Origin of the sequence: Prevotella communis, assembly GCF_022024175.1 — a bacterium.
GTDB classification, from domain to species: Bacteria; Bacteroidota; Bacteroidia; order Bacteroidales; family Bacteroidaceae; genus Prevotella; species Prevotella communis.
Genome location: NZ_CP091794.1, coordinates 2,443,157 through 2,468,364 on the forward strand (window position 1 = coordinate 2,443,157; position 25,208 = coordinate 2,468,364).

General features: G+C 48.4%; 18 protein-coding genes. 14 read left to right on the top strand and 4 right to left on the bottom strand.

Annotation, left to right across the window (positions count from 1 at the left end):
* Nucleotides 1-26: 26 nt before the first annotated feature.
* From L6466_RS09970 to L6466_RS09990, 5 genes are all read left to right on the top strand, one after another.
* Entirely contained in the window at nt 27-1,508 is a 1,482-nt protein-coding gene (locus tag L6466_RS09970) for a rhamnulokinase (RefSeq protein ID WP_237803015.1), read from the top strand.
* 12 nt (nt 1,509-1,520) lie between these two features.
* Nucleotides 1,521-2,771 (top strand): L-rhamnose isomerase, encoded by a 1,251-nt coding sequence (locus L6466_RS09975; RefSeq protein ID WP_237795608.1) that lies wholly within the window; start codon nt 1,521-1,523, stop codon nt 2,769-2,771.
* Between the two features lie 159 nt (nt 2,772-2,930).
* The gene (locus tag L6466_RS09980) at nt 2,931-4,679 is read left to right on the top strand and encodes an alpha-galactosidase D (protein WP_237795605.1); all 1,749 of its coding nucleotides are present in this window, start codon (nt 2,931-2,933) and stop codon (nt 4,677-4,679) included.
* 42 nt (nt 4,680-4,721) lie between these two features.
* On the top strand, nt 4,722-5,768 hold the full coding sequence (locus tag L6466_RS09985) for an L-rhamnose/proton symporter RhaT (RefSeq protein ID WP_237795603.1): 1,047 nt from the start codon (nt 4,722-4,724) through the stop codon (nt 5,766-5,768).
* A gap of 116 nt (nt 5,769-5,884) precedes the next feature.
* Nucleotides 5,885-6,961 (top strand): OmpA family protein, encoded by a 1,077-nt coding sequence (locus L6466_RS09990; protein ID WP_237803013.1) that lies wholly within the window; start codon nt 5,885-5,887, stop codon nt 6,959-6,961.
* 112 nt (nt 6,962-7,073) lie between these two features.
* Here L6466_RS09990 and rhaD read toward each other — a convergent pair whose 3' ends face one another.
* The gene (rhaD, locus tag L6466_RS09995) at nt 7,074-7,883 is read right to left on the bottom strand and encodes a rhamnulose-1-phosphate aldolase (protein WP_091816149.1); all 810 of its coding nucleotides are present in this window, start codon (nt 7,881-7,883) and stop codon (nt 7,074-7,076) included.
* A gap of 179 nt (nt 7,884-8,062) precedes the next feature.
* Between rhaD and L6466_RS10000 the strand changes: the two genes are divergently transcribed.
* From L6466_RS10000 to recA, 4 genes are read left to right on the top strand one after another with little or no spacing between them, the layout of a single operon-like run.
* A complete protein-coding gene (locus tag L6466_RS10000) occupies nt 8,063-8,656 on the top strand; it encodes a DUF6621 family protein (protein WP_237803011.1) in 594 nt (197 codons plus the stop codon).
* 27 nt (nt 8,657-8,683) lie between these two features.
* On the top strand, nt 8,684-9,544 hold the full coding sequence (locus tag L6466_RS10005; RefSeq protein ID WP_091816155.1) for a mechanosensitive ion channel family protein: 861 nt from the start codon (nt 8,684-8,686) through the stop codon (nt 9,542-9,544).
* Between the two features lie 7 nt (nt 9,545-9,551).
* Complete coding sequence (locus L6466_RS10010) at nt 9,552-10,790, top strand: saccharopine dehydrogenase family protein (RefSeq protein ID WP_091816158.1); 1,239 nt, start codon at nt 9,552-9,554, stop codon at nt 10,788-10,790.
* Nucleotides 10,791-10,841: 51 nt separating this feature from the next.
* Nucleotides 10,842-11,864, top strand: coding sequence for a recombinase RecA (gene recA, locus L6466_RS10015; RefSeq protein WP_091816160.1), 1,023 nt, complete (start codon nt 10,842-10,844; stop codon nt 11,862-11,864).
* A gap of 52 nt (nt 11,865-11,916) precedes the next feature.
* On the opposite strand, the gene L6466_RS10020 is transcribed toward recA, so the two are convergent.
* A complete protein-coding gene (locus L6466_RS10020) occupies nt 11,917-13,236 on the bottom strand; it encodes a hypothetical protein (protein ID WP_237803010.1) in 1,320 nt (439 codons plus the stop codon).
* Nucleotides 13,237-13,403: 167 nt separating this feature from the next.
* On the opposite strand from L6466_RS10020, the gene dnaK reads away from it, so the two are divergent.
* The gene (gene dnaK / locus L6466_RS10025; RefSeq protein WP_237795593.1) at nt 13,404-15,314 is read left to right on the top strand and encodes a molecular chaperone DnaK; all 1,911 of its coding nucleotides are present in this window, start codon (nt 13,404-13,406) and stop codon (nt 15,312-15,314) included.
* A gap of 105 nt (nt 15,315-15,419) precedes the next feature.
* A complete protein-coding gene (locus tag L6466_RS10030; protein WP_237803009.1) occupies nt 15,420-16,046 on the top strand; it encodes an AlbA family DNA-binding domain-containing protein in 627 nt (208 codons plus the stop codon).
* Here L6466_RS10030 and L6466_RS10035 read toward each other — a convergent pair.
* Nucleotides 16,033-17,100, bottom strand: coding sequence for a glycerate kinase family protein (locus tag L6466_RS10035; protein ID WP_237803008.1), 1,068 nt, complete (start codon nt 17,098-17,100; stop codon nt 16,033-16,035). The two genes, L6466_RS10030 and L6466_RS10035, sit on opposite strands and share 14 nt — an antisense overlap.
* Nucleotides 17,045-17,815 (bottom strand): virulence RhuM family protein, encoded by a 771-nt coding sequence (locus tag L6466_RS10040; RefSeq protein WP_348535156.1) that lies wholly within the window; start codon nt 17,813-17,815, stop codon nt 17,045-17,047. Before L6466_RS10040 ends, L6466_RS10035 begins: the two co-directional genes overlap by 56 nt.
* Nucleotides 17,816-18,198: 383 nt before the next feature.
* Here L6466_RS10040 and L6466_RS10045 point away from each other — a divergent pair, with 383 nt between their 5' ends.
* From L6466_RS10045 to L6466_RS10055, 3 genes are all read left to right on the top strand, one after another.
* On the top strand, nt 18,199-19,254 hold the full coding sequence (locus L6466_RS10045) for an IS110 family RNA-guided transposase (protein ID WP_091817140.1): 1,056 nt from the start codon (nt 18,199-18,201) through the stop codon (nt 19,252-19,254).
* Nucleotides 19,255-19,948: 694 nt separating this feature from the next.
* A complete protein-coding gene (cas9, locus tag L6466_RS10050) occupies nt 19,949-23,548 on the top strand; it encodes a type II CRISPR RNA-guided endonuclease Cas9 (RefSeq protein ID WP_237803007.1) in 3,600 nt (1,199 codons plus the stop codon).
* 1,208 nt (nt 23,549-24,756) lie between these two features.
* The gene (locus L6466_RS10055; RefSeq protein WP_237795563.1) at nt 24,757-25,146 is read left to right on the top strand and encodes an HU family DNA-binding protein; all 390 of its coding nucleotides are present in this window, start codon (nt 24,757-24,759) and stop codon (nt 25,144-25,146) included.
* Nucleotides 25,147-25,208 lie beyond the last annotated feature (62 nt).

A 25,208-nucleotide genomic window follows, 5' to 3' on the forward strand; every position in this document is an offset into this window, starting at 1 on the left:
ATTAGGCTAAAACACTAAAACATCAAATGGAAAATAAGAAATATTTCTTTGCCGTGGACCTGGGCGCCACTAGCGGACGCACCATCATTGGCAATATTGCAGACGGGAAATTTGAACTGGAAGAGGTGACCCGCTTCCCCAATAATCTTATTGAGCAGGGTGGTCACTACTACTGGGATATCTACGCCCTCTACTTCGAGATTATCAAGGGTCTGAAAGAGGTAGCCCAGCGTGGACTGGAGATCACCTCTATAGGTATCGACACTTGGGGGGTGGACTTTGTATGCATCGGCGACGACGGTGCCATCCTGAGAAACCCACGCGCCTATCGCGATCCCATCACCTTCGACGCCATGGACGACTACCTGCGCCACGTTGTTTCGCAACGTGAGGTATACGACGTCACTGGTATCCAGTTCATGAACTTCAACTCTATCTTCCAGCTTTACGCCATGAAGCGCGAGGGCAACTCGGCTTTCCGCAACGCGCAGAAGATTCTCTTCGTGCCCGATGCACTGAGCTGGATGCTCACGGGCAACGAGGTTTGCGAATATACCATCGCCTCAACATCACAGCTCCTCGACCCACGCACAAAGCAACTGGACGAGCGCCTGCTGAACTCACTGGGACTGACACGTGCCAAATTCGGCAAGATGGTAAACCCAGGCACCATGATTGGGGTACTGACGGACGAGGTGCAGCGCCTCACCGGTCTAGGTCCGGTACCTGTCATCGCCGTAGCCGGTCACGACACTGGCAGCGCTGTGGCTGCCGTACCTGCCAAGGACGAGAAATTTGCTTATCTTAGCAGTGGCACCTGGAGTCTGATGGGTATCGAGACTAAGGATGCCGTGATCAGCGATCTCTCGTACGAGCGCAACTTCACCAACGAGGGTGGCATCGAGGGTACCACACGCTTTCTGAAGAATATCTGTGGCATGTGGCTCTATGAGCGCTGCCGCCTGGAGTGGCCGGAGGAGGTACGCAAGTTGTCACACCCCGAACTGCAGGGTCAGGCCATGACGGTAGAGCCCTTCCGCTCTATCATCAACCCTGATGATGCGGCTTTTGCGGCTCCTTCAAGCATGATTGCTGCCATTCAGAAATACTGTCGCGACACGAACCAGCCCGTTCCTGAGACACCAGCAGAGATATGCCGTTGTATCTTCGACTCGCTGGCCCTGCGCTATCGTCAGGTGTTCACCTGGCTGCAGGAGTTTGCCCCCTTCCGCCTGGATGTGCTCCATATCATCGGTGGCGGTTCGCTGAACAAATACCTGAACCAGTTTACTGCCAACTCTACAGGCGCCACCGTACTGGCAGGACCCCAGGAGTGCACGGCCATCGGCAATATCATGTTGCAGGCCAAGGCGGCCAATATGGTGAAGGACATCTGGGAGATGCGCCAGATCATCGCCAACTCCATCGAGATGGTGAAATACGAGCCACAGGACAAGGCGGCTTGGGAAGAGGCTTATCAGAAATATCTAAATATCATCAACAAATAAAAAACAAAACAAATGAAAGCAGAACTGATTGAAAAAGCTTATGCCGTAGCGAAAGACCGCTATGCTGCTATTGGCGTCGATACCGATGCCGTACTTGACCAGCTCCAGAAACAGCAGATTTCTCTGCATTGCTGGCAGACCGACGACGTGGTAGGTTTCGAGCGCAACGAGGCTCTCTCTGGTGGTATCCAGACCACAGGTAACTACCCCGGCCGTGCCCGTAACATCGACGAGGTGCGTCAGGATATTGAGTTCGTAAAGACTTTGCTGGGTGGTAACCACCGCCTGAACCTGCACGAGATATATGGTGACTTCGGAGGTAAGTTCGTAGACCGCGACCAGGTGGGCGTAGAGCACTTCCAGAGCTGGATTGACTGGGCTAAGGAGAACAACATGAAGCTCGACTTCAACTCTACTTCGTTCTCTCACCCCAAGAGTGGAGACCTCACACTGAGCAACCCCGACAAGGGCATCCGTGATTTCTGGATTGAGCACACCAAACGTTGCCGTCGTATCGCCGACGCCATGGGTAAGGCACAGAACGACCCCTGTATCATGAATATCTGGGTACACGACGGAAGCAAGGATATGCCCGTACAGCGCAAGAAGTATCGTGAGCTGCTGGCTGCTTCTCTCGATGAGATTATGGAGGAGAAGCTCGACGGCGTGAAGAACTGCTTCGAGGCTAAGTTGTTTGGTATCGGTCTGGAGAGCTACACCGTAGGCTCACACGACTTCTACACCGCTTACTGCGCTACCCGCAAACAGATGTACACCATCGATACTGGTCACTACGAGCAGACTGAGAACGTGAGCGACTTCGTTTCTACCCTGCTGATGTACGTGCCCGAGCTGATGCTCCACGTGAGCCGCCCTGTACGTTGGGACTCAGACCACGTAACCATCATGAACGACCAGACACTGGATCTGTTCAAGGAACTGGTACGCTGCGATGCCCTGGACCGCGCTCACGTAGGTCTCGACTACTTCGATGCTTCCATCAACCGTATCGGTGCTTACATCATCGGTAGCCGTGCCACTCAGAAGTGTATCCTCCAGGCTCTGCTCGAGCCCAAGGCTAAGCTCCGCGAATATGAGGACAACGGTCAGTACTTCGAGCGTCTGGCACTGATGGAAGAGGCTAAGTCAATGCCTTTCGGTGCTGTGTTCGATTACTTCAACCTGAAGAACAACGTACCCGTGGGCGAGGAGTATATCGCTGCCATCCAGGAGTACGAGAAGAATGTGACGAGCAAGCGCTAATCACTGTTTTAGGTAATTTTGGTGGGCTCCCGACTTATTCCGGGGGCCCTTTTTTCATCCTTTTAAATAAATAATGTAGGGAAAAAGGTCGTTTATTGTTGAAAAAATTGTAATTTTGCATCCGTTTAAAACCGAGTATTATTACCTAAACTATAAACGATGAGAAAAAAAATAAAATCTTTGGTGTTGTTTGCAGCAATGTCTGTCACAACAGCAACAGCACAGGATGGACCAACAATGGGATGGAGTTCGTGGAACACGTTTGAACTCAACATCAGTGAATCGATTATCAAGGGACAGGCAGCTGCAATGGTCTCGAAGGGGCTGTTTGACGCGGGCTACGACCATATCAATATTGATGACGGCTATTTTGGCGGACGCGATGCAGCAACGGGCAAACTGAAGATTCACCCCACACGCTTTCCCAACGGACTTCAACCCGTGGTTGACTTTATTCACTCAAAAGGCCTGAAGGCCGGCATCTACAGTGATGGTGGCTACAACACTTGCGGCAGCTACCATGGCGGCGACAAAGACGGTGAAGGCGTGGGGCTGTATCAGCACGACCAGCAGGATTGTGACTTCTTTTTCAAGGAACTGGGTTTCGACTTTATTAAGGTGGATTTCTGTGGTGGCGACCCCGTTCATAATAAGGACGGTTTGGATCTTGACGAGAAGGCCCGCTATACCGCTATCGCCCAAGCTATCAAAAATACCGGTCGTACCGATGTACGCATGAACATCTGCCGTTGGGCTTACCCTGGCACATGGGCTAACAATGCAGGTTTCTCATGGCGCACCACGCAGGACATCTTCTCCAACTGGGACTCCATAAAGGACATCCTGAAGCAGAACCTTTATATGAGTGCCTACAGCAGCAAGGGGCACTACAACGACATGGATATGCTCGAAGTGGGTGTCAACAAATGGGGTAATGAACTCACCGCCGAAGAAGCCAAGACCCACTTTGGCATGTGGTGTATCATGAACTCGCCTCTGCTTATCGGCTGTAATATAAATAGCCTCAGCACCACCAACCTCAACCTGCTGAAGAACAAGGAACTCATCGCCCTGAATCAGGACACACTCTACCAGCAGGCCTATCTGGCAGCCAAGGTCAACGACTGCTACATCATGGTGAAGGATATTGAGAAGCACTATGGCAACAAACGTGCTTTCGCCATTTACAATCCCAACGATGCGGCCAAGAAGGTGACACTGAACTTCAAGGATATAGACCTGGCCGACAGTGTGGCACTGCACGACTGCTTCACAAAGAAGGATATCGGCAAGTTCTACGGGACCTACGAGGTCACCGTTCCCAAGCATGGCACAAAAATCTATGTGGCCGAGGCCGACACCCGACTGGAGCGCACCCGCTATGAGGCAGAGACGGGCTACAGCAAGGCCTATTCTGAGATTGACTGGAACATCTGCCAGTACTCAGAGGCCTCCTACTGCTCTGGTGGCTACAAAGTGGGCTACATCGGTGGCAGCAACAGCAACAACTACCTGGAGTGGAGCAATGTGTACAGCAAGGAAGGTGGTGACTACAAACTCACCATCGGCTATATCTGTGGTGAGAATCGCACTATCAATGTCTATGTGAACGGCAAGAAAGCAAAAGGACTCAGTTGCAATTCTGGTGGCTGGGAAAAGGTTGGCAAGAAAACGCTCGACATCACTCTGGAGAAAGGTGAGAACACCATCCGCTTAGTGAATACCAGTGGCTGGCTGCCCGATATGGACTATATCGACGTGACGCCTGCTATACCTACTTCCGTTGGCATGATAAAAGACGAGGCAAACAAGCCTCAACGTCTGTTCGACTTGCAGGGACGCGAGGTGAAGGGCGCACAGGCTCACGGCATTGTGGTGAGCAACAACCGCAAGATAATCAGGAAATAATTCATTTAACAAACAAACAATACTAATTCATTACTAAACAACATGGAAATTGTTATCGGACTAATCATTATCGCGATTGGCGCTTTCTGCCAGTCGTCATGTTACGTACCTATCAACAAGATCAAGGACTGGTCTTGGGAGTCTTACTGGATTGTGCAGGGTGTCTTCGCCTGGCTGCTCCTGCCCCTGTTGGGCGCACTGTTGGCAGTACCTGCAGGCCATTCGCTGTTTGAGCTCTTCACAGCCGAACAGTCATTCAATATCTGGATGACGATCCTCTTCGGTGTGCTGTGGGGCGTGGGCGGACTGACCTTCGGTCTCTCTATGCGCTACCTGGGTGTGGCACTTGGCCAGAGCATCGCCCTGGGTACCTGCGCCGGTCTGGGAACCATCATGGGACCTGTGCTGCTCAACATCTTCTTCCCTGAGCAGGATCCCCTGTCAAAACTGACCTTCTCAGTGATTCTGGGTGTGGTAGTCACGCTTGTGGGCATCGCCATCATCGGTGTGGCAGGTTCCATGAAGTCGGCTGGCCTCTCTGAGGAGGAGAAGAAGGCTGCCGTGAAGGACTTCAACTTCCCCAAGGGACTGACCATCGCCTTGCTTGCCGGTTTCATGAGTGGCTGTTTCAACGTAGGTCTCACCTTCGGTGCCGACATCAAGTTCGCTGAGACGCAGGAGATGTTTGCCGCCCTGCCCGCCACCTTCCTGGTGACCCTGGGCGGATTTGTCACCAATGCCATCTACTGTTTCTACCAGAACCAGAAGAACAAGACATGGGGCGACTATAAGAAAGGCAGTGTATGGGGCAACAATGTGGTGTTCTGTCTGCTGGCCGGTGCCCTGTGGTATTCACAGTTCTTCGGACTCTCACTGGGTCAGAGCTTCTTCGAGAAGGGCGGCACCATGTTTGTCCTGTCGTTCTGTATCCTGATGGCACTCAACGTGGTATTCTCTAATGTATGGGGTATCATCCTCAAGGAGTGGAAGGGATGTTCCGGCAAGACCATCAGCGTACTGATTGCAGGTATCGCAGTGCTGATTATCTCTACCTTCCTGCCTACTATCATCGATAGCCTCAGCAAGTAACAAGCGTCTTTTAATCAAGGAAATGCGTTTTTTCGAGCAAAACATTTGCTTTTCTCGAAAAAACGCATTATCTTTGCGGCTAGTTAACGAAACTTAAACAATACAAATATTATCACATGAAGTACAGAATCTTTCTTTCAATGGTGGCAATGCTGTTTGCTATCAATGTTTCTGCGCAGGAAACAAAAGACTATCCCCACGCTTTTATCGGTGTGCAGGGTGGTGTGATGAGAGCCTATAACGGTCAGGGAATAGACCGCAAATGGAATCCCATGGGCGCTGTTTCCCTGGGATACAACTTCACCAGCGTGTTTGGAATGCGTCTGCAGGCTAATGGAAGCACTTGGAAGGCGACACTGGCCGATGGTTCTGAATACAAGAGCAAGATTGGCAACATCGACCTCGATATGATGTTCAACCTCTCTAACGTATTCTTCCCCCACCAGAAAAATACGGTGAACCTGATTGCCATTGCAGGCGTACCCTTTGAACTGGCTGTGCCCCACGCATGGGTCGACAACAACGCACGTGCCACCGCTTATGGCAGTGACCGCTGGAACACCGCATGGAAGGTGGGCGGTATGATTGACTTCAACCTGTCAAAGCACTGGGGATTCAACATCGAGGCTGGTACCAACTATATCCGTCAGAACAACGAGGTATACGTTGATAACAACAAGTGGTGGCCTTATGCCATGGCTGGTCTGACGTTCAAGTTCGGCCACAAGAAGGCAAAGGCAGAAGAGCCTGCCGTTATCGAGGAAAAAGAGTATGTCTATGTAGAGGAGCCTGCCGAGGTGAAGCCTGAGCCCAAGCCAGAGCCCAAGCCCGAACCAAAGCCAGACCCCGCACCTGTGGTGAAGAAGCCCGTGAAGATTACAGAGAATATCTTCTTTGATCTGGCAAAGGCCGACATCAAGGATGAGCAGGCTGGCAAGATTGACAAGATCATGGAATGGGCCAACGAGCATCCAAAGGCTAACATCGTGCTCACCGGCTATGCTGACAAAGAGACTGGTAATGCCGGTGTCAACAAGCGTATCGCCAAGCAGCGTGCCAACGCCGTGAAGAAGGCACTCGTAGAGAAAGGTATTGCAGAAGACCGTCTGAAGATTGAGGTGAAGGGCGATACCGAACAGCCATTTGCCAATAATGACGACAACCGTGCAGTGATTGCCTTTGGCGAAGAGTAACCCCTACCCTGTCAACATAGAACAAATCAAAGCCCCAGCATTTCTCAACGCTGGGGCTTTTTAATTACCCGTTAATAAGTAATAATATAATATGTAGTCAGTAGTTGTTTTCTTATCTGGGCAGGTTGAAGGCCTTTGTCATCTCCTTCATCTGCTCATCACTCATGCCCTCGGGTTCGAAACCCATGCATTTTGAGTTGATGTAAATCTTGGCACTCTTTGAGAGCACATCAATCTGGTCGAAAGCATCCATCACGTCAGTACCCTTGGCAAAGACACCATGCTTCTCCCACATCACCACATCATAGTCCTCCAGTTCTTTCAGCGTGGCATCAGCCAGTGCGTTGGAACCAGGCAGGGTGTAAGGCACGATACCCAGACCCAGCGGACAGAAAGCCTTGGTCTCTGGAATCATACTCCACAGAATCTTCGTCAGCACATCCTTACCCAGGAATGCACGGTTATGACTCATAGCCACCAGTTCGATGGGGTGTGTATGAACCGTTGCCTTATAGCCGGAATTGGTCTCAATCTGACGGGCATGAACGGTGAGGTGACTGGGCAGTTCGCTGGTAGGCATCACGGCATTGTCAGCAATAATCACATACGAAGCGCAGTCGTCAAGGATACGAATCACAGATCCGTTGTCCATAGGCCAGCGAGCCAGGTCGCGCATACGCTTGCCTGTACCCTTGCAATAGAAGTAACAGCCCTTCAGTGCAGGCAATGTCACACCAATCTGCTTCACGTCACTGATAGGAGCCATGCTGCGAATCTCGTCGTCAACATACTCTGTAATATTCACTGTGATATTTCCGCCGTTGCGCTCAGCCCATCCGTTTTGCCACAGATAGCCGGCCACCTCAGCGATTTTCTCAATCTCTGCCTTCAAGGCAGGACGTCCGTCTAAGATACTCTTCATAATCTATAGTTTTCTTTGCATTTGCAAAGGTATACCTATTTTTAAGTACCCGGCACAATAATTTGATTTTTAACCCCTGAATTATGATTTACGGTTTGATTTATGTCAATCACATGAAATTAAATTAAAATATGGCGAAAGATTTGGTAAATTACCCGTCATTTTGTACCTTTGCACTTATGAATAATATACAATGGAGCGAGAATGTTATCATAGCGGATGCAGCCCTTGTAGACAGAGTGACATTCGACTTGATAGTGAATTTTGAACGAATGCTGGAAAGGCGGATTCCGCAGGCTGACATGGCCAAATGGGTGGAGTGTATCGCACTGGACGGCGGACTCAGGAACGGTGAGCATCAGGCGACCGTCATACTGACGCACGACAAGGAAATGACGGCGATGAAAAACTTCGTGCCAGGCCAGTTCTCAGAGGAACTGGACGGAAAGGCCTTCAAGGGTAACCTGGGCGAGTTTTGCTTCAGCACACCCAATGGCGAAGGATTCGTTGACAAGGACTCGCTATTCCTGGACACGCTCCAGACCGTGATGCAGCAGAAAGAGGTGAAACGCGTGATGGTGATACCTGAGGAATCGCTATATAATAATGTACGCGACATTCTCCGCAAGACAGATGATGACATGAAACGTGTCACTGTGTTTGCCATGCAGCCAATGACAGGCGGTGCTTTCCGTCAGGAGATATTAGGCTACTCGCTCATGGCTGCACTGGGTATTAGAGGGGAAGAGTTGGAGGCAGGAGTTAAGAGTTAAGAATTAAAAAAGAAACTATAAAAGACTATGAGCAGTATATTAGACAAGCTATTCGCTGCCGTGCCCTATGAGCAACTTTGGCAGTGGGGACTCACCTTTTGTAAGAATCTGGTAGTAGCAGCCATTGTGTATTTCATTGGCCGCTATCTGATTAAACTGATTATCAAGCTGTTTACCAAGATGCTGGAGAAGAGCAAGGTGGACGCTACGCTCTATACCTTCCTCAACAGTATCATCAACGTGGTATGCTGGTTTGTGCTTATCATCATCATCGTAGGCATCCTGGGCATCGAGACCTCTTCATTCATTGCCCTGTTTGCATCAGCAGGTGTGGCCATCGGTATGGCACTGAGCGGCACGCTGCAGAATTTCGCCGGTGGCGTGATGATTCTGCTGTTCCGTCCGTTTAAGGTGGGCGACTTCATCGAGGCGCAGGGCTATGCCGGCATCGTGAAGGAGATTCAGATTTTCAATACCATCATCCGTACTGGTGATGCACAGATCATTCTGATTCCCAACGGAACCCTGAGCAGCGGCACCATGAAGAACTCCTCCAAGGAGCTCTATCGCCGTGTGGACCTGGAGTTTCAGTTTGAATATGGTGCCGACTACAATGAGGTAAAGGCAGCCATCATGGATATACTGAAGAGTCACCCACAGGTCATTCAGGGTCCCGTAGAGGATTCTCCCATCGTGGCAGAGCCCTGGATTGGTCTGCTGAACCTGGGCGAGAGTGGCGTAACGGTAGTCACCCGCTCTTGGTGTAAGGGTGCCGACTACTGGGCTGTCTATTTCAACCTGAACGAGACCGTTTACCAGATGCTGAAGGAGCGTGGCTTCATGTTCCCATTCAACCGTGTAGATGTTAACATACTGAACAACAAATAAATAAAATATGTCAAGAGTATTAATGATTGGCGCCGGTGGCGTCGCTACAGTAGCAGCATTCAAGATTGCACAGAATGCTGACGTATTTACAGAATTCATGATTGCCAGTCGCAGAAAGGCTAAGTGCGACAAGATAGTAGAGGATATTCACAAGGCTGGATACAAACTGGACATCAAGACTGCCCAGGTGGATGCCGACGATGTAGAGCAGTTGAAGGCGCTCTTCAACGACTTCAAGCCTGAGTTGGTAATCAACCTGGCCCTGCCCTATCAGGACCTGACCATCATGGATGCCTGTCTGGCATGCGGATGCAACTATCTGGATACCGCCAACTACGAACCCAAGGACGAGGCCCACTTTGAGTACTCATGGCAGTGGGCTTATCGCGAGCGTTTCGAGAAGGCCGGTCTGACAGCCATCCTTGGTTGTGGCTTCGACCCAGGTGTAACATCTGTCTACACCGCCTATGCTGCCAAGCACCACTTCAAGGAGATTCAGTATCTGGATATCGTTGACTGTAACGCTGGCGACCATCACAAGGCTTTCGCCACCAACTTCAACCCGGAGATTAATATCCGCGAGATTACCCAGAAGGGACTCTACTGGGAAAATGGCAAGTGGGTTGAGACCGAACCTCTGGAAATCCATAAGGACCTGACCTACCCCGAGATTGGTCCTCGCGACAGCTACCTGCTGCACCACGAGGAGATTGAGTCACTGGTTATCAACTACCCAACCATCAAGCGTGCCCGCTTCTGGATGACCTTTGGTCAGCAGTACCTGAAGCACCTGGAGGTGATTCAGAACATTGGCATGAGCCGTATCGACGAGGTGGAGTACGAGGCTCCATTGGCCGACGGCACTGGCACTGCCAAGGTCAAGATTGTGCCTCTGCAGTTCCTCAAGGCCGTGCTGCCCAACCCACAGGATCTGGGCGAGAACTACGAGGGTCAGACTTCTATCGGCTGTCGCATCCGCGGTATCGGCAACGATGGCAAGGAGCATACCTATTATGTATACAACAACTGCAGCCACCGTGCCGCCTACGAGGAGACTGGCATGCAGGGTGTCAGCTATACCACAGGTGTACCCGCTATGATTGGTGCCATGATGTTCTGCAAGGGTCTTTGGAATACGCCCGGCGTTCACAACGTAGAGGAGTTTGATCCCGATCCATTCATGGAACAGCTCAACAAGCAGGGTCTGCCCTGGCACGAGATTCACGACGGAGACCTGGAGCTCTAATGTTGTGATAACGATATAACGTAATAACGAAAAAAAAAGAAAAAAGACCATATGGCAAAGAAAGAAGAAACAGAACAGTTGACTCCTCAACAGGAGAAAATGAAGGCCTTGCAGGCTGCCATGGCGAAGATCGAGAAAGACTTCGGTAAGGGTAGTATCATGCGCATGGGCGAGGAAAGCGTGGAAAACGTGGAGGTCATCCCCACCGGTTCTATCGCACTGAATGCTGCCCTTGGCGTAGGTGGCTATCCCAAGGGACGTATCATCGAAATCTATGGTCCTGAGTCATCAGGTAAGACCACTCTGGCTATCCATGCCATCGCAGAATGCCAGAAGAATGGCGGTATTGCAGCCTTTATCGACGCAGAGCATGCCTTCGACCGTTTCTATGCACAGAAGCTGGGTGTCGATATTGATAACCTGTATATCTCACAGCCCGACAATGGTGAACAGGCTCTTGAGATTGCCGACCAGCTGATTCGCTCGGCTGCTATCGACATCATTGTGATTGACTCTGTAGCCGCCCTGACGCCTAAGAAGGAGATTGAGGGCGATATGGGTGATTCAGCAGTAGGTCTGCACGCACGTCTGATGAGCCAGGCCCTGCGCAAAGTCACCTCTACCATCGCCAAGACCAACACCACCTGTATCTTCATCAACCAGTTGCGTGAGAAGATTGGTGTCATGTTTGGCAATCCTGAGACAACCACTGGTGGTAACGCCCTGAAGTTCTACGCTTCCGTACGTCTGGATATCCGTAAGGTGACCTCTATCAAGGATGGCGACAACATCATTGGTAACCAGGTCCGCGTGAAGGTGGTAAAGAACAAGGTGGCTCCTCCTTTCCGCAAGGCAGAGTTTGAGATCACCTTCGGCGAGGGTATCTCAAAGATTGGCGAGATTGTAGACCTGGGTGTAGAACTGGGTATCATCAAGAAGAGTGGCTCATGGTTCTCTTACGGGGAATCAAAACTGGCTCAGGGACGTGATGCCGTGAAGAATCTGCTGAAGGACAACCCCGAGCTTTGTGAGGAACTGGAGGCAAAGATTATGGAGAAACTACACGAGCAGTAAGCAAGAGTAGAAATCAAAATAAAAAGGGCAATTTCGATTGCCCTTTTTTATTTTAATGCTTCACGCTCTTCACTTTCTTGGTTTTCTTATCCATGAAGACACAAGCATATCGCTGGTTCACGCTCTTATACTCCATCGTATAGGTCTTGTCGTCCACTTCCCTCCTGCTGCTTGGTTCGCCAAGGGCCAGCAGCACCTCGGCCTCAGTGAAACCAGGACGGGCCACACCTTTCTGGATATCTACCATATGTTCCTTCTTAACACCAGGGATATCCAGAGGATTACCCTCAGCAAACAGGTTGTCGTAAAGGTCCTCATGCGTACCTGCGATATCACCGGACACATCCTGACTCACAAAGGTGACCTCCTTCGTATAGGTCTTGCCTGAACCGAGTCCGCGCAGTGTCATCTTGACATAATGGGTACCACGCTGGGCACGCACATCCTTGATTCTGAATGTTGACAGGCGTGCAGCCTTCGTAGGTTTGCCATTCTGGTCAGTAAAGACAGATGCATACAATGTATAGACCTCCTTACCTATATATTTCTTATAAGCAGAACTTGCTGCCATATTGTCAGCAGGCAGTTCAAAGGCACCACGGAAGGTATGGAACTTCATATTGCTGATTTCAAACTCCTCGTCACGCATACCACTGTTGGTCTTACTGATAGCCACATTCTGATAGAACTCACGTCCTGACTCATCAGCCACGATAATCTTTACGGGGAAGTTACGCGTGCCTACGCCTACAGCCACAACCTTCACCTCCGTACCAGGTTTCACATCCGTGATGGTCTTGTAGCCATCACCATCCAGTTCTGTATCCACATAATACTCACTGGCCAGGGTAAACAGCGTCTTATCCTTGAAAAACTCGATAGCAGCATCCACATCACCCAGATATGCCAGGGTGGGCACACCCAGTTTGCCAAAGCAGTAGTCATCGAATGATGCTGTCGGCACCTCGAAATAGTAAGCCTTGCCATCATCCTCGCACTTGAAGTTCACACGCTCGTGCAGTCCACCGGTATTCTCATGTCCCTGATAGACCATAATCTTATGACGGAGTTTCAGACTGCTCACCATCTGACCTGTCTCTGCATCGGCAAAAGTCTTGATGACCATATCCTTCTTGTCGGGAATCACCATAAAGCGCATACCTTCTCCCCAGTCGCACATGCTGACATAACGGAAGAAGCGGCTCAGCGTATCCTGAGGTTCCTCCGTTTCCTTAGCGGCCTGAGGATCCTCTGCAGAAGTTGCGACAACAGTCTTCTTAGCGCCCTTCGTTTTCACGATATACTTATTCTCCTGAGCCGAGGCACCAATGACAGCCACGGCCATGACAACCATCACAAATAGTCTTTTCATAACGTTATGTTGATTGATAACGAGTGCAAAGATATAATTTTTTTCTGACTTATGACAAAATGACGTGACAAAAAATCGATTATGGGTATTTTTTTCACTTTTGGCACGCACTTTGCTAGATTGTCAGTGACATATTTTGAATAATAACAAAAAAAATAAATACAATTATGGGAAAGATTATTGGAATTGACTTAGGTACAACAAACTCTTGTGTATCTGTATTCGAAGGCAACGAGCCTGTTGTTATCGCTAATAGCGAGGGCAAGCGCACTACGCCTTCTGTAGTAGGTTTCGTTGAGGGTGGCGAACGTAAGATTGGCGATCCCGCCAAGCGTCAGGCTATCACCAACCCCAAGAACACCGTTTATTCTATTAAGCGTTTCATGGGTGAGACATGGCAGCAGACCGAGAAGGAGATCTCACGCGTACCATTTAATGTAGTAAACGAGGGTGGCTATCCCCGTGTTGACATCGATGGCCGTAAGTATACGCCTCAGGAAATCTCTGCTATGGTGCTTCAAAAGATGAAGAAGACCGCAGAGGACTATCTGGGTCAGGAGGTGACAGAAGCCGTTATCACCGTGCCCGCTTACTTCTCAGACTCTCAGCGTCAGGCTACTAAGGAAGCCGGTCAGATTGCTGGCTTGAACGTACGTCGTATCGTGAACGAGCCTACAGCAGCTGCTCTGGCTTACGGTATCGACAAGACCAACAAGGATATGAAGATTGCCGTGTTCGACCTCGGTGGTGGTACTTTCGATATCTCTATCCTCGACTTCGGTGGTGGTGTGTTCGAGGTGCTCTCTACCAATGGTGACACTCACCTGGGTGGTGACGACTTCGACCAGGTTATCATCGACTGGCTGGTACAGGAATTCAAGAACGACGAGGGTGCAGACCTGAAGAGTGATCCTATGGCTATGCAGCGTCTGAAGGAGGCTGCTGAGAAGGCTAAGATTGAGTTGTCAAGCACTACTTCTACAGAGATTAACCTGCCCTACATCATGCCCGTAGGTGGTGTTCCCAAGCACTTGGTGAAGACCCTGACACGTGCTAAGTTCGAGCAGTTGGCCCACAACCTTATTCAGGCTTGTCTGGTGCCCTGCCAGAATGCCGTTCGCGATGCAGGTATCTCTACATCAGATATCGACGAGGTTATCCTCGTAGGTGGTTCAAGCCGTATTCCCGCTGTGCAGACCCTCGTAAAGAACTACTTCGGCAAGGAGCCTTCAAAGGGTGTTAACCCCGATGAGGTAGTGGCCGTAGGTGCTGCTATCCAGGGTGCTATCCTCAACCAGGAAACCGGTCAGGACATCGTATTGCTCGACGTTACTCCTCTGACGCTCGGTATCGAGACTCTCGGTGGTGTGATGACCAAGCTGATTGATGCCAACACCACTATCCCTTGCAAGCAGAGCCAGGTATTCTCTACCGCTGCCGACAATCAGACAGAGGTAACCATCCATGTACTGCAGGGTGAGCGTCCTATGGCTTCTCAGAACAAGAGCCTGGGTCAGTTCAACCTCACGGGCATCGCTCCCGCCCGTCGCGGTGTGCCTCAGATTGAGGTAACATTCGACATCGACGCCAACGGTATCGTGAAAGTTAGTGCTAAGGATAAGGCTACCGGTAAGGAGCAGGCCATCCGCATCGAGGCTTCATCTGGTCTGTCACAGGACGAAATCAACCGCATGAAGGCTGAGGCCGAGGCTAATGCTGAGAACGACAAGAAGGAGCGCGAGCGCATCGACAAGATGAACCAGGCCGACTCTATGATTTTCCAGACTGAGACCTTCCTCAACGAGAATGGTGACAAGCTGGGTGCCGACAAGGCTAACGTAGAGGCTGCTGTCAACCAGCTGAAGGAAGCTCACAAGGCAGGTGATGTTGCTGCTATCGACACAGCCATGAACAACCTGAACCAGGTGATGCAGGCTGCTTCTCAGAAGATGTACCAGCAGGCAGGCGCAGGTCAGCCCGGTGCCGATGCAGGTCAGCAGCAGTACCAGGGTGGTCAGCAGACTCAGTCAAATCCTAACGATGACGTTCAGGACGCTGACTTCGAGGAAGTGAAGTAAATACCACATATGACAATGATGAAGGCGTGCATCCGAAAGGTTGCACGCTTTTTTTGCCTCAAAGAGCGTGATTCCTCAGATAATTTGCATAACTTTGCACCCCGTATGGATGACAAGCATTATCTTCTCAGCCTCATTCGCGAAGGCGAACACCAGCAGCAAGACTTCAAATATCGCGTTGCCGATGCCTGCAAACTGGCGAAAACGGTATCGGCTTTTGCCAATACCGATGGCGGTCGCCTGCTGATTGGCGTGCGCGACGACGGACATCTCTCGGGGGTACGAAGCGAGGAGGAGATCTACATGATGCATCAGGCGGCTTACAAATACTGCAAGCCCGAGGCGAGCATCAAGTTTGATACCTATCATGTAGAGGGCAGGACCATTGTCATTGCCACCGTTCCGCCCTCCCCCAACCGTCCTATCTGTGCTTTGGATGAAGAAGGTAGCAGGCGTGCCTATATCCGCATTGCCGACGAGAACATCGTTGCCTCGCCTGTTCATCTGGCTCTTTGGCGCGAACAGCAAAAGCCTCAGGGGGCTATCATGACATACAACGACACAGTGAGACAATTGCTCAATGCCATTGAGGGACAGCGCACACTGAACCAGATAGTACGCTCCTCACGATTGTCCCGTCCTAAAGTCATTGCTCTGCTGGCCCGTCTTATCCGCTTTGGCATCGTTCGCTGGGAGTACCAAAGCCAGCAGTTCCTATTCAGTCAGATATAATCCCACCTAAAAAGAGTTCATAAATATGTCGCTTGGCGGTTTCGGGCTTCACGGCCTCGTCAAGCGGTACGTCAGGCGGATTGATGCATTCTACACGTTCAAAACCTGCATCGAGCAACGCCTCACGATCACTAATGCGACCAGCTATCAGCCAGGTGGGTACATGGTGTTTCTTTGCTCGCTGCAAGATGCCGAAGGGCAGTTTACCCATCAGCGTCTGACGATCAGCAGAGCCCTCGCCCGTAATGACCAGCGAGGCATCTTGTAATAAAGTATCGAAGTGGACGCTGTCAAGCAACAGGTCAATACCCGAACGGCATTCAGCATTCATATATTGCAGGAAAGCATAGCCCAAGCCGCCCGCCGCACCGGCTCCTGGCATATCCTGGCGGTCGTAGCCCATGTGTCTGGATGAGACTTCCGCAAAACGACGGGCTCGCGCATCGAGGGCAAGCACCTGTTCCTGTGTTGCTCCCTTTTGAGGCGCGAACACATGTGCAGCGCCCTTCTCACCGCAAAGCGGATTGGTCACGTCAGTAGCAATCGTGAAATGTACATGACTCAGTTCCCTGACATCATCCCAACTGCCATGACGGGCGAAGGCATCGATAATAGCCCGTAGCATCCCGATACCACAATCGCTGGTAGCGCTGCCACCGAGCCCCACGATAATATGCCTGCATCCGCGCCTTACAGCATCCACCACCAGCTGGCCTGTGCCATAGCTCGTTGCCACCATAGGATTACGTTCCTCTGCCGTGAGCAGTGTCAGTCCGCTGGCCTTCGCTATTTCTATCACCGCTGTATCGTCTTTCACCAGATACTGCGCCATGATGGTCCGCATCATTGGATCCTTCACGTTCACGTCTACTACCTCTCCGCCAAGGACACCCTTGAATGCCTCCAGCCAGCCCTCGCCGCCATCACTTACGGGAATACTGACGACCTCTGCCTCAGGCATAGACAAGGCAAAGCCATCCGCTGCAGCCCTGTTGGCTTCAGTAGATGTCAGACACCCCTTCAGGGAGTCGATGGCTATAATAATCTTTTTCATATGACGGCGCAAAGATACGAATTAATTCTGGAAACCAGACAAACGGAGCAATTCTTTTTAAAAGAAAAGCAAGCTTTCCTTTTGTATTTTGCTCGCTTATTTGTATCTCCTCCATCGCATTATCATAAGTGGCATGAAACTTCTCCTGACTTGTAGTTTTATCGATAGTCAGACGTTCATAGTCATAGTTGTCGAGTGTATCAAGGGCGTAAGTATAATCTACCACCACATTCAGCAGGTCCTGATTCTCAACCGTCTTCTCCACCTTCTGATTGCTAATGGCACGACTGGCCACCTGCACCAACTGTCGCAACTCACCAAGCTGCTCCTTGCGGATGCGCTCGTTTACGACGTAGCCTTTTATCAGATAGTCTTTGATAATCTTTCGAGCCCAAATGCGGAAAGCAGTACCGCGTTTACTATGAACGCGATAACCAACAGAGATGATGACATCAAGGTCGTAACATTTCACTCTACGAGAAACCTTTCTTTTGCCCTCTTGTTGAACTGTCAAGTATTCCTTGACTGTTCCCTTTTTTTCAAGTTCACCTTCCTTATATAAGTTATTAAGGTGAAGGCTTACATTTTGTTTCGTAGTTTGAAACAATTCAACCATCTGAGCCTGTGTCAACCATACTGTCTCATTCTCTAGACGGACATCAATCTGTGTCTGCCCATCCTCTGTCTGATAGATTACAATCTGATCCTGTTTCATAACATTCTTTTCGTTTTGCAAAAGTAATACTTTTCTATCAATATAGTATGCAAAAAACGGAAATGTTACGTCTCAATACCCCCAAAACGTCACTCGAGTGAAATCATCGATTGAGCTAGCCTTACCTTTGCAGAAAAATTATCATCGAAGGATGAATGATGAACAAAAGTTAATTCGTACCTTTGTTGTAGGAAGGACGGATTAACCTCCAGTGGGTAATCTAGTGAGCTAGCCAGACCATGAGTCTAATTTCAGTTATAGTCCCTCTGGGTTCTATCTGCGAAGGCTTAATAGGAAGATAGGCTCGGAGCCTGAGTAAGGTGATAGCCCTAGGCAGAAGATAGTTAATCACGTCCTGAGAATAATAATTCAGACACAAAGGTATGAAAAAAATCTTTATTGGCATCGATGTTTCGAAAAAAACTATAGATGCAAGCGTGATTATCCCGTCAATGACTGGTGACAAGCCCTCACTCCAAGTCTATGGCAAGTTCGACAACAGACCTTCAGGCTTCCGTAAAATGGTCGCTATGGTGCGTAAGGCAGCTGCAGGCATAGATACGTCCGAATGGACATTCTGCTGTGAGACAACAGGCGGATACGACATCGCATTGTGTGACTACATTACATCCAAACAGATGATTATCTGGCGTGAACATGCGGCGGAGATTGCAAAGATTCGCAGAGACCACGGCAAGGACGACCGCAGGGACTCGCTGCTCATTGCTGAGTATGCATGGCGCAACCAGGACAAAACACGCCCTTATACGCCAAAAAACGTTGAGATTCTGAATCTGCGACACCTGCTTCTCTATCGCAGGCAGCTGGTGGAGATGCGCAAGCAACTGGTCGTTAGATCAAACGAATTGAAACAGATTGCCGAGAACTGCGAACAACTCAAATTCATGTACAAGGACAGCCAGAAACTCATAAAAGAGATAACAGAGCGAATAGAGAACTGTGAGGTAAAAATGCGTGAACTGATGTCAACAAGTCCCACGATTGCTGCCAATTTCAGTCATATCATATCCATCACAGGCATAGGACTGGTCAGCACAGCGGCCATCCTCATCTATACGAATAACTTCATTGGCATAACATCATATAAGAAGTTTGCAAGTTACTGCGGTATAGCGCCATTCTACGAGGACTCCGGAACGACCGTGCACAAACGCGACTATATAGGACACAAGTCCAACAGTATAGTACGAACATATCTCACACAGGCTGCACAGGTCGCATCACGCTTCAACGTGGACATGGTTGAATACAAACAGCGCATGGCATTAGCTGGAAAACCTCAACAGGTGATTATCATCAATATTGCCAACAAACTGCTCAGAATCGTATTCTCTGTCATCAAGAACGACTGTGACTATGAGCCAAGACATGAGTACATGCGACAACAACGCATTGCACAAGAAAAAACTGTTGCATGAAACATATGAATTGAGAAAGGGCGTAGCCCCCTTAAACATCAAAAACATCGTCACAGGCGATAAACATATAAGAAATAATAGAAATTTAAATATTTTAATACTCAAAATTCGTGATTTACCATAGGAAGCCTTACTATCATTTGGTCGAGCCTTCACACAAAGCCGTTAACAGCGGATGATATGCATGAATACATAGAGGGAACAAAGGCAAACAAGTATCTTCTGGCAAAAACCAAAAAAGCATTTATAGGCGAATTAAACACATTGTTGACAGTCACAATAGGATCAACCAAAAAGCTCTTTGAATTACTATTGCCAAAGTTAATTCAGAAGATGTCCCCTAAATTCATAGAGTCACACAGAAATGAGTTTATAGAACTAAATAAAGATAGTCTGAACAGATTTGTGCTATCAAAACATAGAGAGTAACAATACCCCAAAAGAAAAAGAACCGCCACTATTAGGAAATAGCTTTGGCTCTCTTTAATGTTCACAACGGAATAATCCTTATTGTGAATACCTCAAATTAGTGATGCAAAGATACGTTTTTTCTTAGAATGAACAAAGAAAACGACGAAAAATATTGCCAAATCATATCCTAAACTATAATTTTTTTAAAAATCGACGCTGTTTTTATCTCATTACGTCGCCTTTTTACTATCTTTGCAAGACATTATTTAATTGCTGCTACCCTATGAAATTTATACTAGGATTAGACCCGGGAATTGCCAGTATCGGCTGGGCGCTGATATTAGAAGCAGAGAACGACAACGAACAATCAAGGATTATTGATTCGAATGTCGTCAAGGTTGATTTTGACAATTTTGCGTATATGAATGCCAAAGGCAAGATTTCAGAGGGTAAGCCTATTGACATGTTCAGAAAGGGACTCACCGTTTCTCCCAATTTGGTGAGGCGGCAGAAGCGTGGAGCTCATCGTAATCTTCAGCGATACAAACAAAGACGTGCCGACCTGATAGCCCTGTTGCGCGAGAATGGTTTCATCAACGGCGATACCCTGCTGTGTGAAGACGGCAAGGGAACCACCTACGAAACCCTCATGTTGCGATCAAAGGCTGCAAGTGAGGAAATCTCATTAAGCGAGCTGGCAAGGGTACTGCTCATGATTAACAAGAAACGCGGATATAAAAGCAGCCGTAAGGGCAAAGCTGATACCGACATAGAGGATATGGGAGCCTATCTGGCTGCCATAACAGGACGTAGCAATATGTTGGTTGAAAACCATCAGACCGTTGGCCAATACCTGATGAACCAACTGACTCTCAATCCATTGAAAGGCATCAAGCGCCAGACATTCTATCGCAAGGACTACGAGGATGAGTTTGAGCAGATATGGAAGACACAGATGGCATTCCACCCAGAACTAACTCGCAAACTGAAGAAGGAAATCAAGAACCGGATTATTTTCTTCCAACGCCCCATAGAGAGCAAGAAACAGGACCTGAGTTTTTGCGAACTGGAGAGTCATCAGATAGAGGTTGAGAAAAACGGCAAGAAGCAACTTGTAACAACAGGTAGCAGAGTCTGCCCCATATCGTCGCCCTTATTCCAAGAATTCAGGATGTGGCAGCGACTGAATGATGTCATTCTCACCAACACCACCACGCTGGAACAATACACCCTGACGCTGGAGCAGAAGGAGATGCTGGCCGCAGAACTGTCTATTAGGAAGGAACTGACAAAAACAGCCGCTATCAAACTGCTTGTAGGCAAACAAACCAAGACCTACGACCTGAACTTCGACACCCTCATTGGCAACGAGACTCAGGCCAGACTGGTGAGCGCATATCTGAAGATATTGGAAATGACAGGTCACGACATATTGGATATCAAGAAGATGAAGGCACAAGATGTGCTTGATGTTATATGCAAGGTATTCGAAGGCTTGGGTTACAAGACGGAAGCGCTGAATGGCGAAGTCGTGATAGGTCCTGAAATCTACATGCAGCCTAACTATAAGTTGTGGCATCTGCTCTATTCTTTCCCTGGCGACAATTCACGCTCTGGCAGTGCCAAACTTGTGCAACGTGTAAGGGAGTTCTTCGGCTTCGACAACGATGAATACGCCAAGATCATTGCCGATGTAAAATTCCCCGATGGATATCGCAGCCTCAGCGCCAAAGCCATACAAAAGTTACTGCCTTTCCTGAAAGAGGGTTATCAGTATAATGAAGCCTGCGAAAAAGCAGGTTACAATCACTCCAAGCGTTCCATCACCAAGGAAGAGAACGAAAGCCGCGTTTTGCACCATTACTTGCAACCCATTCCTCATAATAGCCTGCGCAATCCGCTAGTAGAAAGAGTCCTTAACCAGATGGTTTCGGTTGTAAACGGATTGATAGACGAATATGGCGATGAGTATGGTCAATTCAACGAGATACGCATTGAACTGGCACGCGACCTGAGCAAGAACGCAGAAAGCCGAAGGCGAATGACTCAGGACATAGAGAATAACAAGAACGAACGAGCAAAGTGCCGACAGGAACTCATCGACCAGCTGAACGAAAGAGGCTATCATGTAACCTACGTCAGCGAAAACGACATCCTGAAATACAGATTATATAAGGAGTTGGCACCTCTCGGCTACAAGACACTCTATTCTAAGACCAAGGTCGATTTGGTTGACCTTATCATCCATCGTAAGTTCGACAAGGAACACATCATACCCAAAGCCAAAAGCCCCAGCAACGCTTTCTCTGTGCTGACTGTAGAACTATCGAGTATCAACGAAGAAAAGGGCGATATGACTGCCTTAGACTATGTAAAGTGGAAATATGGCGAGGCTGAAGCCCAGCAGTATATAGCCAGAGTCAACGACCTGTTCAAGAAGAAAGCCATCAGCAAAGCCAAGAAGGAGAACCTGCTGCGCACGGCTGCCGACATTCAAGACGAGCCGCTGACAAGGGATTTGGGCCTGACGCAATACATCAACCGCAAGGCCTACGAGCTGCTGGGTACTATCACTCATAGAGTAGTGCCCACTACGGGTAGCATCACCAGCCGTCTGCGCGACGACTGGCAATTGGTGGATGTATTACAGGAACTCGTTTGGGACAAATACGACAAATTGGAGCTGATTGATACCTACGAGGACAAAGACGGTAAGACGGTTCGCAAGATTAGCGAGGATGCCTGGACTAAGCGTACCGACCATCGTAACCACGCGATGGATGCTATCACCGTTGCCTTCACCAAGCCTGCTTTCATCAATTACCTCAACAGTCTGAATGCTGAGGGCGAAAAGCGGGAACAGTTGATGAAGATGCGACAGAAAAATCTGCATCGCGACAAGCAGGGCAACTGGCGCTTCAATGAGCCAATGCCATTGGGAGAGTTGCGTGCCGAAGTCAAACAACAGCTGGAGAGAATCAACGTTTATCAAAAACCAGCAATAAACGCAGTAACACCAAACCTGAACATCTCGAAGAGTAAGAAGAAAAAAGAAGGCAACCGCCAGATACAGCTAACGCCAAGAGGCAAACTGCACGATGATACCTACTATGGCAGCATCATGGAGAATGGCGTGATGGTGTTCACCAAACGTATTGAGGTGAACGAGAGTTTAAATGTAAATGATGTCGTTGACAAGGGCGTACAGCGCATTCTGCAAGAAAGACTTCGCGAGTATGGCAACAAGCCTAAGGAGGCATTCACCAATCTGGAGAAGAATCCTATCTGGTTTAATCGCGAGAAGGGCATCTGCATCAAACGGGTCATCGTAAGAACCAAATTAAAGGATGCCCGAGCCATCCACAAGAAACACGACAACAAGGGCGAGCTGCTGCTTGGTAAGGATGGTAAGACTCAATCTGCCGACTACGTCAGAACAAACAACAACCATCATGTTGCGATATACGAAGATGCGCAGCATGAGTTGCACGAAGTTGTGGTGTCATTTTTCGATGCTGTTGACAGCGCCATACAGGGTAACCCCGTCATCGACATGACATATAATGCAGACAAGGGCTGGAGGTTCCTGTTTTCGCTTCAGCAGAACGACTGCTTTGTGTTCCCCGACGAGGCCACAGGTTTCAATCCAGCTGACATAGATCTGACCGCAAAAGATAACTATGCTTTGATAAGTCCACACTTATTCAAGGTTCAGGCCATATCGGAAGGAGACTATCGTTTCAGACATCAGTACGATGCGACGAAAAACAATAATGCGAAATTGAAAAACATGACGTGGAAAAGAATTCGTGTTATAAACGATTTAAAGGGTGCTGTAAAAGTTCGGATAACCAAGATTGGACATATAGAGTATGCAGAATAAAAGAAATCCCTCACTATCGAGGGATTTCTCTGTTATCATAAACATTTTTGTTTTCCTGTTTGCAATCATAAATCTCTGTGGTTCTATCTTTTACAGCAGATCTACTGTTTATGATATTGCTTTCGTACTAATTTGAGAGGTATTCACAACGGATTCGATGAACGAAGTGCCGGAACTTTACTGTTTATGATATTGCTTTCGTACTAATTTGAGAGGTATTCACAACTTGAAGTGACGACATGGTAACGGATGAGTAACTGTTTATGATATTGCTTTCGTACTAATTTGAGAGGTATTCACAACACGGGGCACACCCTCATGGTCTATCTGCCAACTGTTTATGATATTGCTTTCGTACTAATTTGAGAGGTATTCACAACTGTTGCCGCATAACGGAATAGAAAACGTAAACTGTTTATGATATTGCTTTCGTACTAATTTGAGAGGTATTCACAACTCAATGGCAGAGCACGCACCACTCCAGGATACTGTTTATGATATTGCTTTCGTACTAATTTGAGAGGTATTCACAACTTGATGAAGTAGCGGAACCGCTCCTTCAGACTGTTTATGATATTGCTTTCGTACTAATTGAGAGGTATTCACAACGCTGAACGTCGGGGGGAACGCGAATAACAGACTATGTATGTATTCTTTATACTAATATGTCAAAGACCACCCTTTGCGCTGCAAATATACGATGTTTTTTTCAAACCACCAAAATCTATTGTAATTTCTTACCATCATACAGTTCCTTCCTCACGAGCTGCCACTTAACGCTTACCTATGCAAGAATGTTGTGGAACGTAGCCGTTCTAATCAGGAATCACTATGGGATCTTCTTCTAGTTCTCTTGTATTTCTGGGTACTATTTGTATTGACTAATCAGCACTGTATAACCTAGAAGCAAGAACTAAATTACGGAGTTGCAATCTGCCTTCTATATGATAGTAAAAAAATTCTCTAGAGAATTTCTTCCTGTATAACTAAGTAGCAAATGCTATATCACTTAGTAAGGACAAAATTCTCTAGAGAATTTCTTTACTACTCTACAGTTAAGAAATGAGGAACAACAGACTGGGGTTTACTTTATAACCGATAGAGATGGAACGGGTGAGTGTCGGAAGATGTTTAAATCAAGATTATCGAGAAATAATTGGCATTCTCAGGAGTATTTACTAAATTTGCACGAAAATACGAAAAGCATTATGAAATATAAGATTAAGCAAGAAACCAAGCCCACCCTCAAGAACTTTGGAAAATACAAGGCAGTGGCCGTTCACGAGAAGACCATAGAGAGCGAACAGATTATCAAGGAGACTGCCCTGCGCACGGGGTTCAGCGCAGGCAACATCAAAGGCGTGCTGATCAGCATCGCCGAAGTGGTGAACAGTCACCTGCGCGACGGTGATCGTGTGCGTCTGCCAGACTGGGGTATGATGAAACTCGAGATAGAAAGTGACAAGGTAGATGATCCCAAGGAATTCCGCGCCAAGAAGCACATCCGTGGCGTACGACTCCACTTCCTACCCCAAAGCAATGACGGTTCGCAGGAACTCTACGAGAACATGAGTTTCGAGAAGGAGAAACAGGACTAACCAGCAAAGCAAGAATAAAATATAAAAATGGTGCAACCCAGCAGGTTACACCATTTTTAATA

Coding starts and splice junctions, on each gene's coding strand:
- L6466_RS09970 (WP_237803015.1), top strand. CDS start 27: ATGGAAAATAAGAAATATTTCTTTGCCGTGGACCTGGGCGCCACTAGC.
- L6466_RS09980 (WP_237795605.1), top strand. CDS start 2,931: ATGAGAAAAAAAATAAAATCTTTGGTGTTGTTTGCAGCAATGTCTGTC.
- L6466_RS10055 (WP_237795563.1), top strand. CDS start 24,757: ATGAAATATAAGATTAAGCAAGAAACCAAGCCCACCCTCAAGAACTTT.
- rhaD (WP_091816149.1), bottom strand. CDS start 7,883: ATGAAGAGTATCTTAGACGGACGTCCTGCCTTGAAGGCAGAGATTGAG.
- L6466_RS10005 (WP_091816155.1), top strand. CDS start 8,684: ATGAGCAGTATATTAGACAAGCTATTCGCTGCCGTGCCCTATGAGCAA.
- dnaK (WP_237795593.1), top strand. CDS start 13,404: ATGGGAAAGATTATTGGAATTGACTTAGGTACAACAAACTCTTGTGTA.
- L6466_RS09990 (WP_237803013.1), top strand. CDS start 5,885: ATGAAGTACAGAATCTTTCTTTCAATGGTGGCAATGCTGTTTGCTATC.
- L6466_RS10020 (WP_237803010.1), bottom strand. CDS start 13,236: ATGAAAAGACTATTTGTGATGGTTGTCATGGCCGTGGCTGTCATTGGT.
- L6466_RS10030 (WP_237803009.1), top strand. CDS start 15,420: ATGGATGACAAGCATTATCTTCTCAGCCTCATTCGCGAAGGCGAACAC.
- cas9 (WP_237803007.1), top strand. CDS start 19,949: ATGAAATTTATACTAGGATTAGACCCGGGAATTGCCAGTATCGGCTGG.
- L6466_RS09975 (WP_237795608.1), top strand. CDS start 1,521: ATGAAAGCAGAACTGATTGAAAAAGCTTATGCCGTAGCGAAAGACCGC.
- L6466_RS10010 (WP_091816158.1), top strand. CDS start 9,552: ATGTCAAGAGTATTAATGATTGGCGCCGGTGGCGTCGCTACAGTAGCA.
- L6466_RS09985 (WP_237795603.1), top strand. CDS start 4,722: ATGGAAATTGTTATCGGACTAATCATTATCGCGATTGGCGCTTTCTGC.
- L6466_RS10000 (WP_237803011.1), top strand. CDS start 8,063: ATGAATAATATACAATGGAGCGAGAATGTTATCATAGCGGATGCAGCC.
- L6466_RS10045 (WP_091817140.1), top strand. CDS start 18,199: ATGAAAAAAATCTTTATTGGCATCGATGTTTCGAAAAAAACTATAGAT.
- L6466_RS10040 (WP_348535156.1), bottom strand. CDS start 17,815: ATGAAACAGGATCAGATTGTAATCTATCAGACAGAGGATGGGCAGACA.
- recA (WP_091816160.1), top strand. CDS start 10,842: ATGGCAAAGAAAGAAGAAACAGAACAGTTGACTCCTCAACAGGAGAAA.
- L6466_RS10035 (WP_237803008.1), bottom strand. CDS start 17,100: ATGAAAAAGATTATTATAGCCATCGACTCCCTGAAGGGGTGTCTGACA.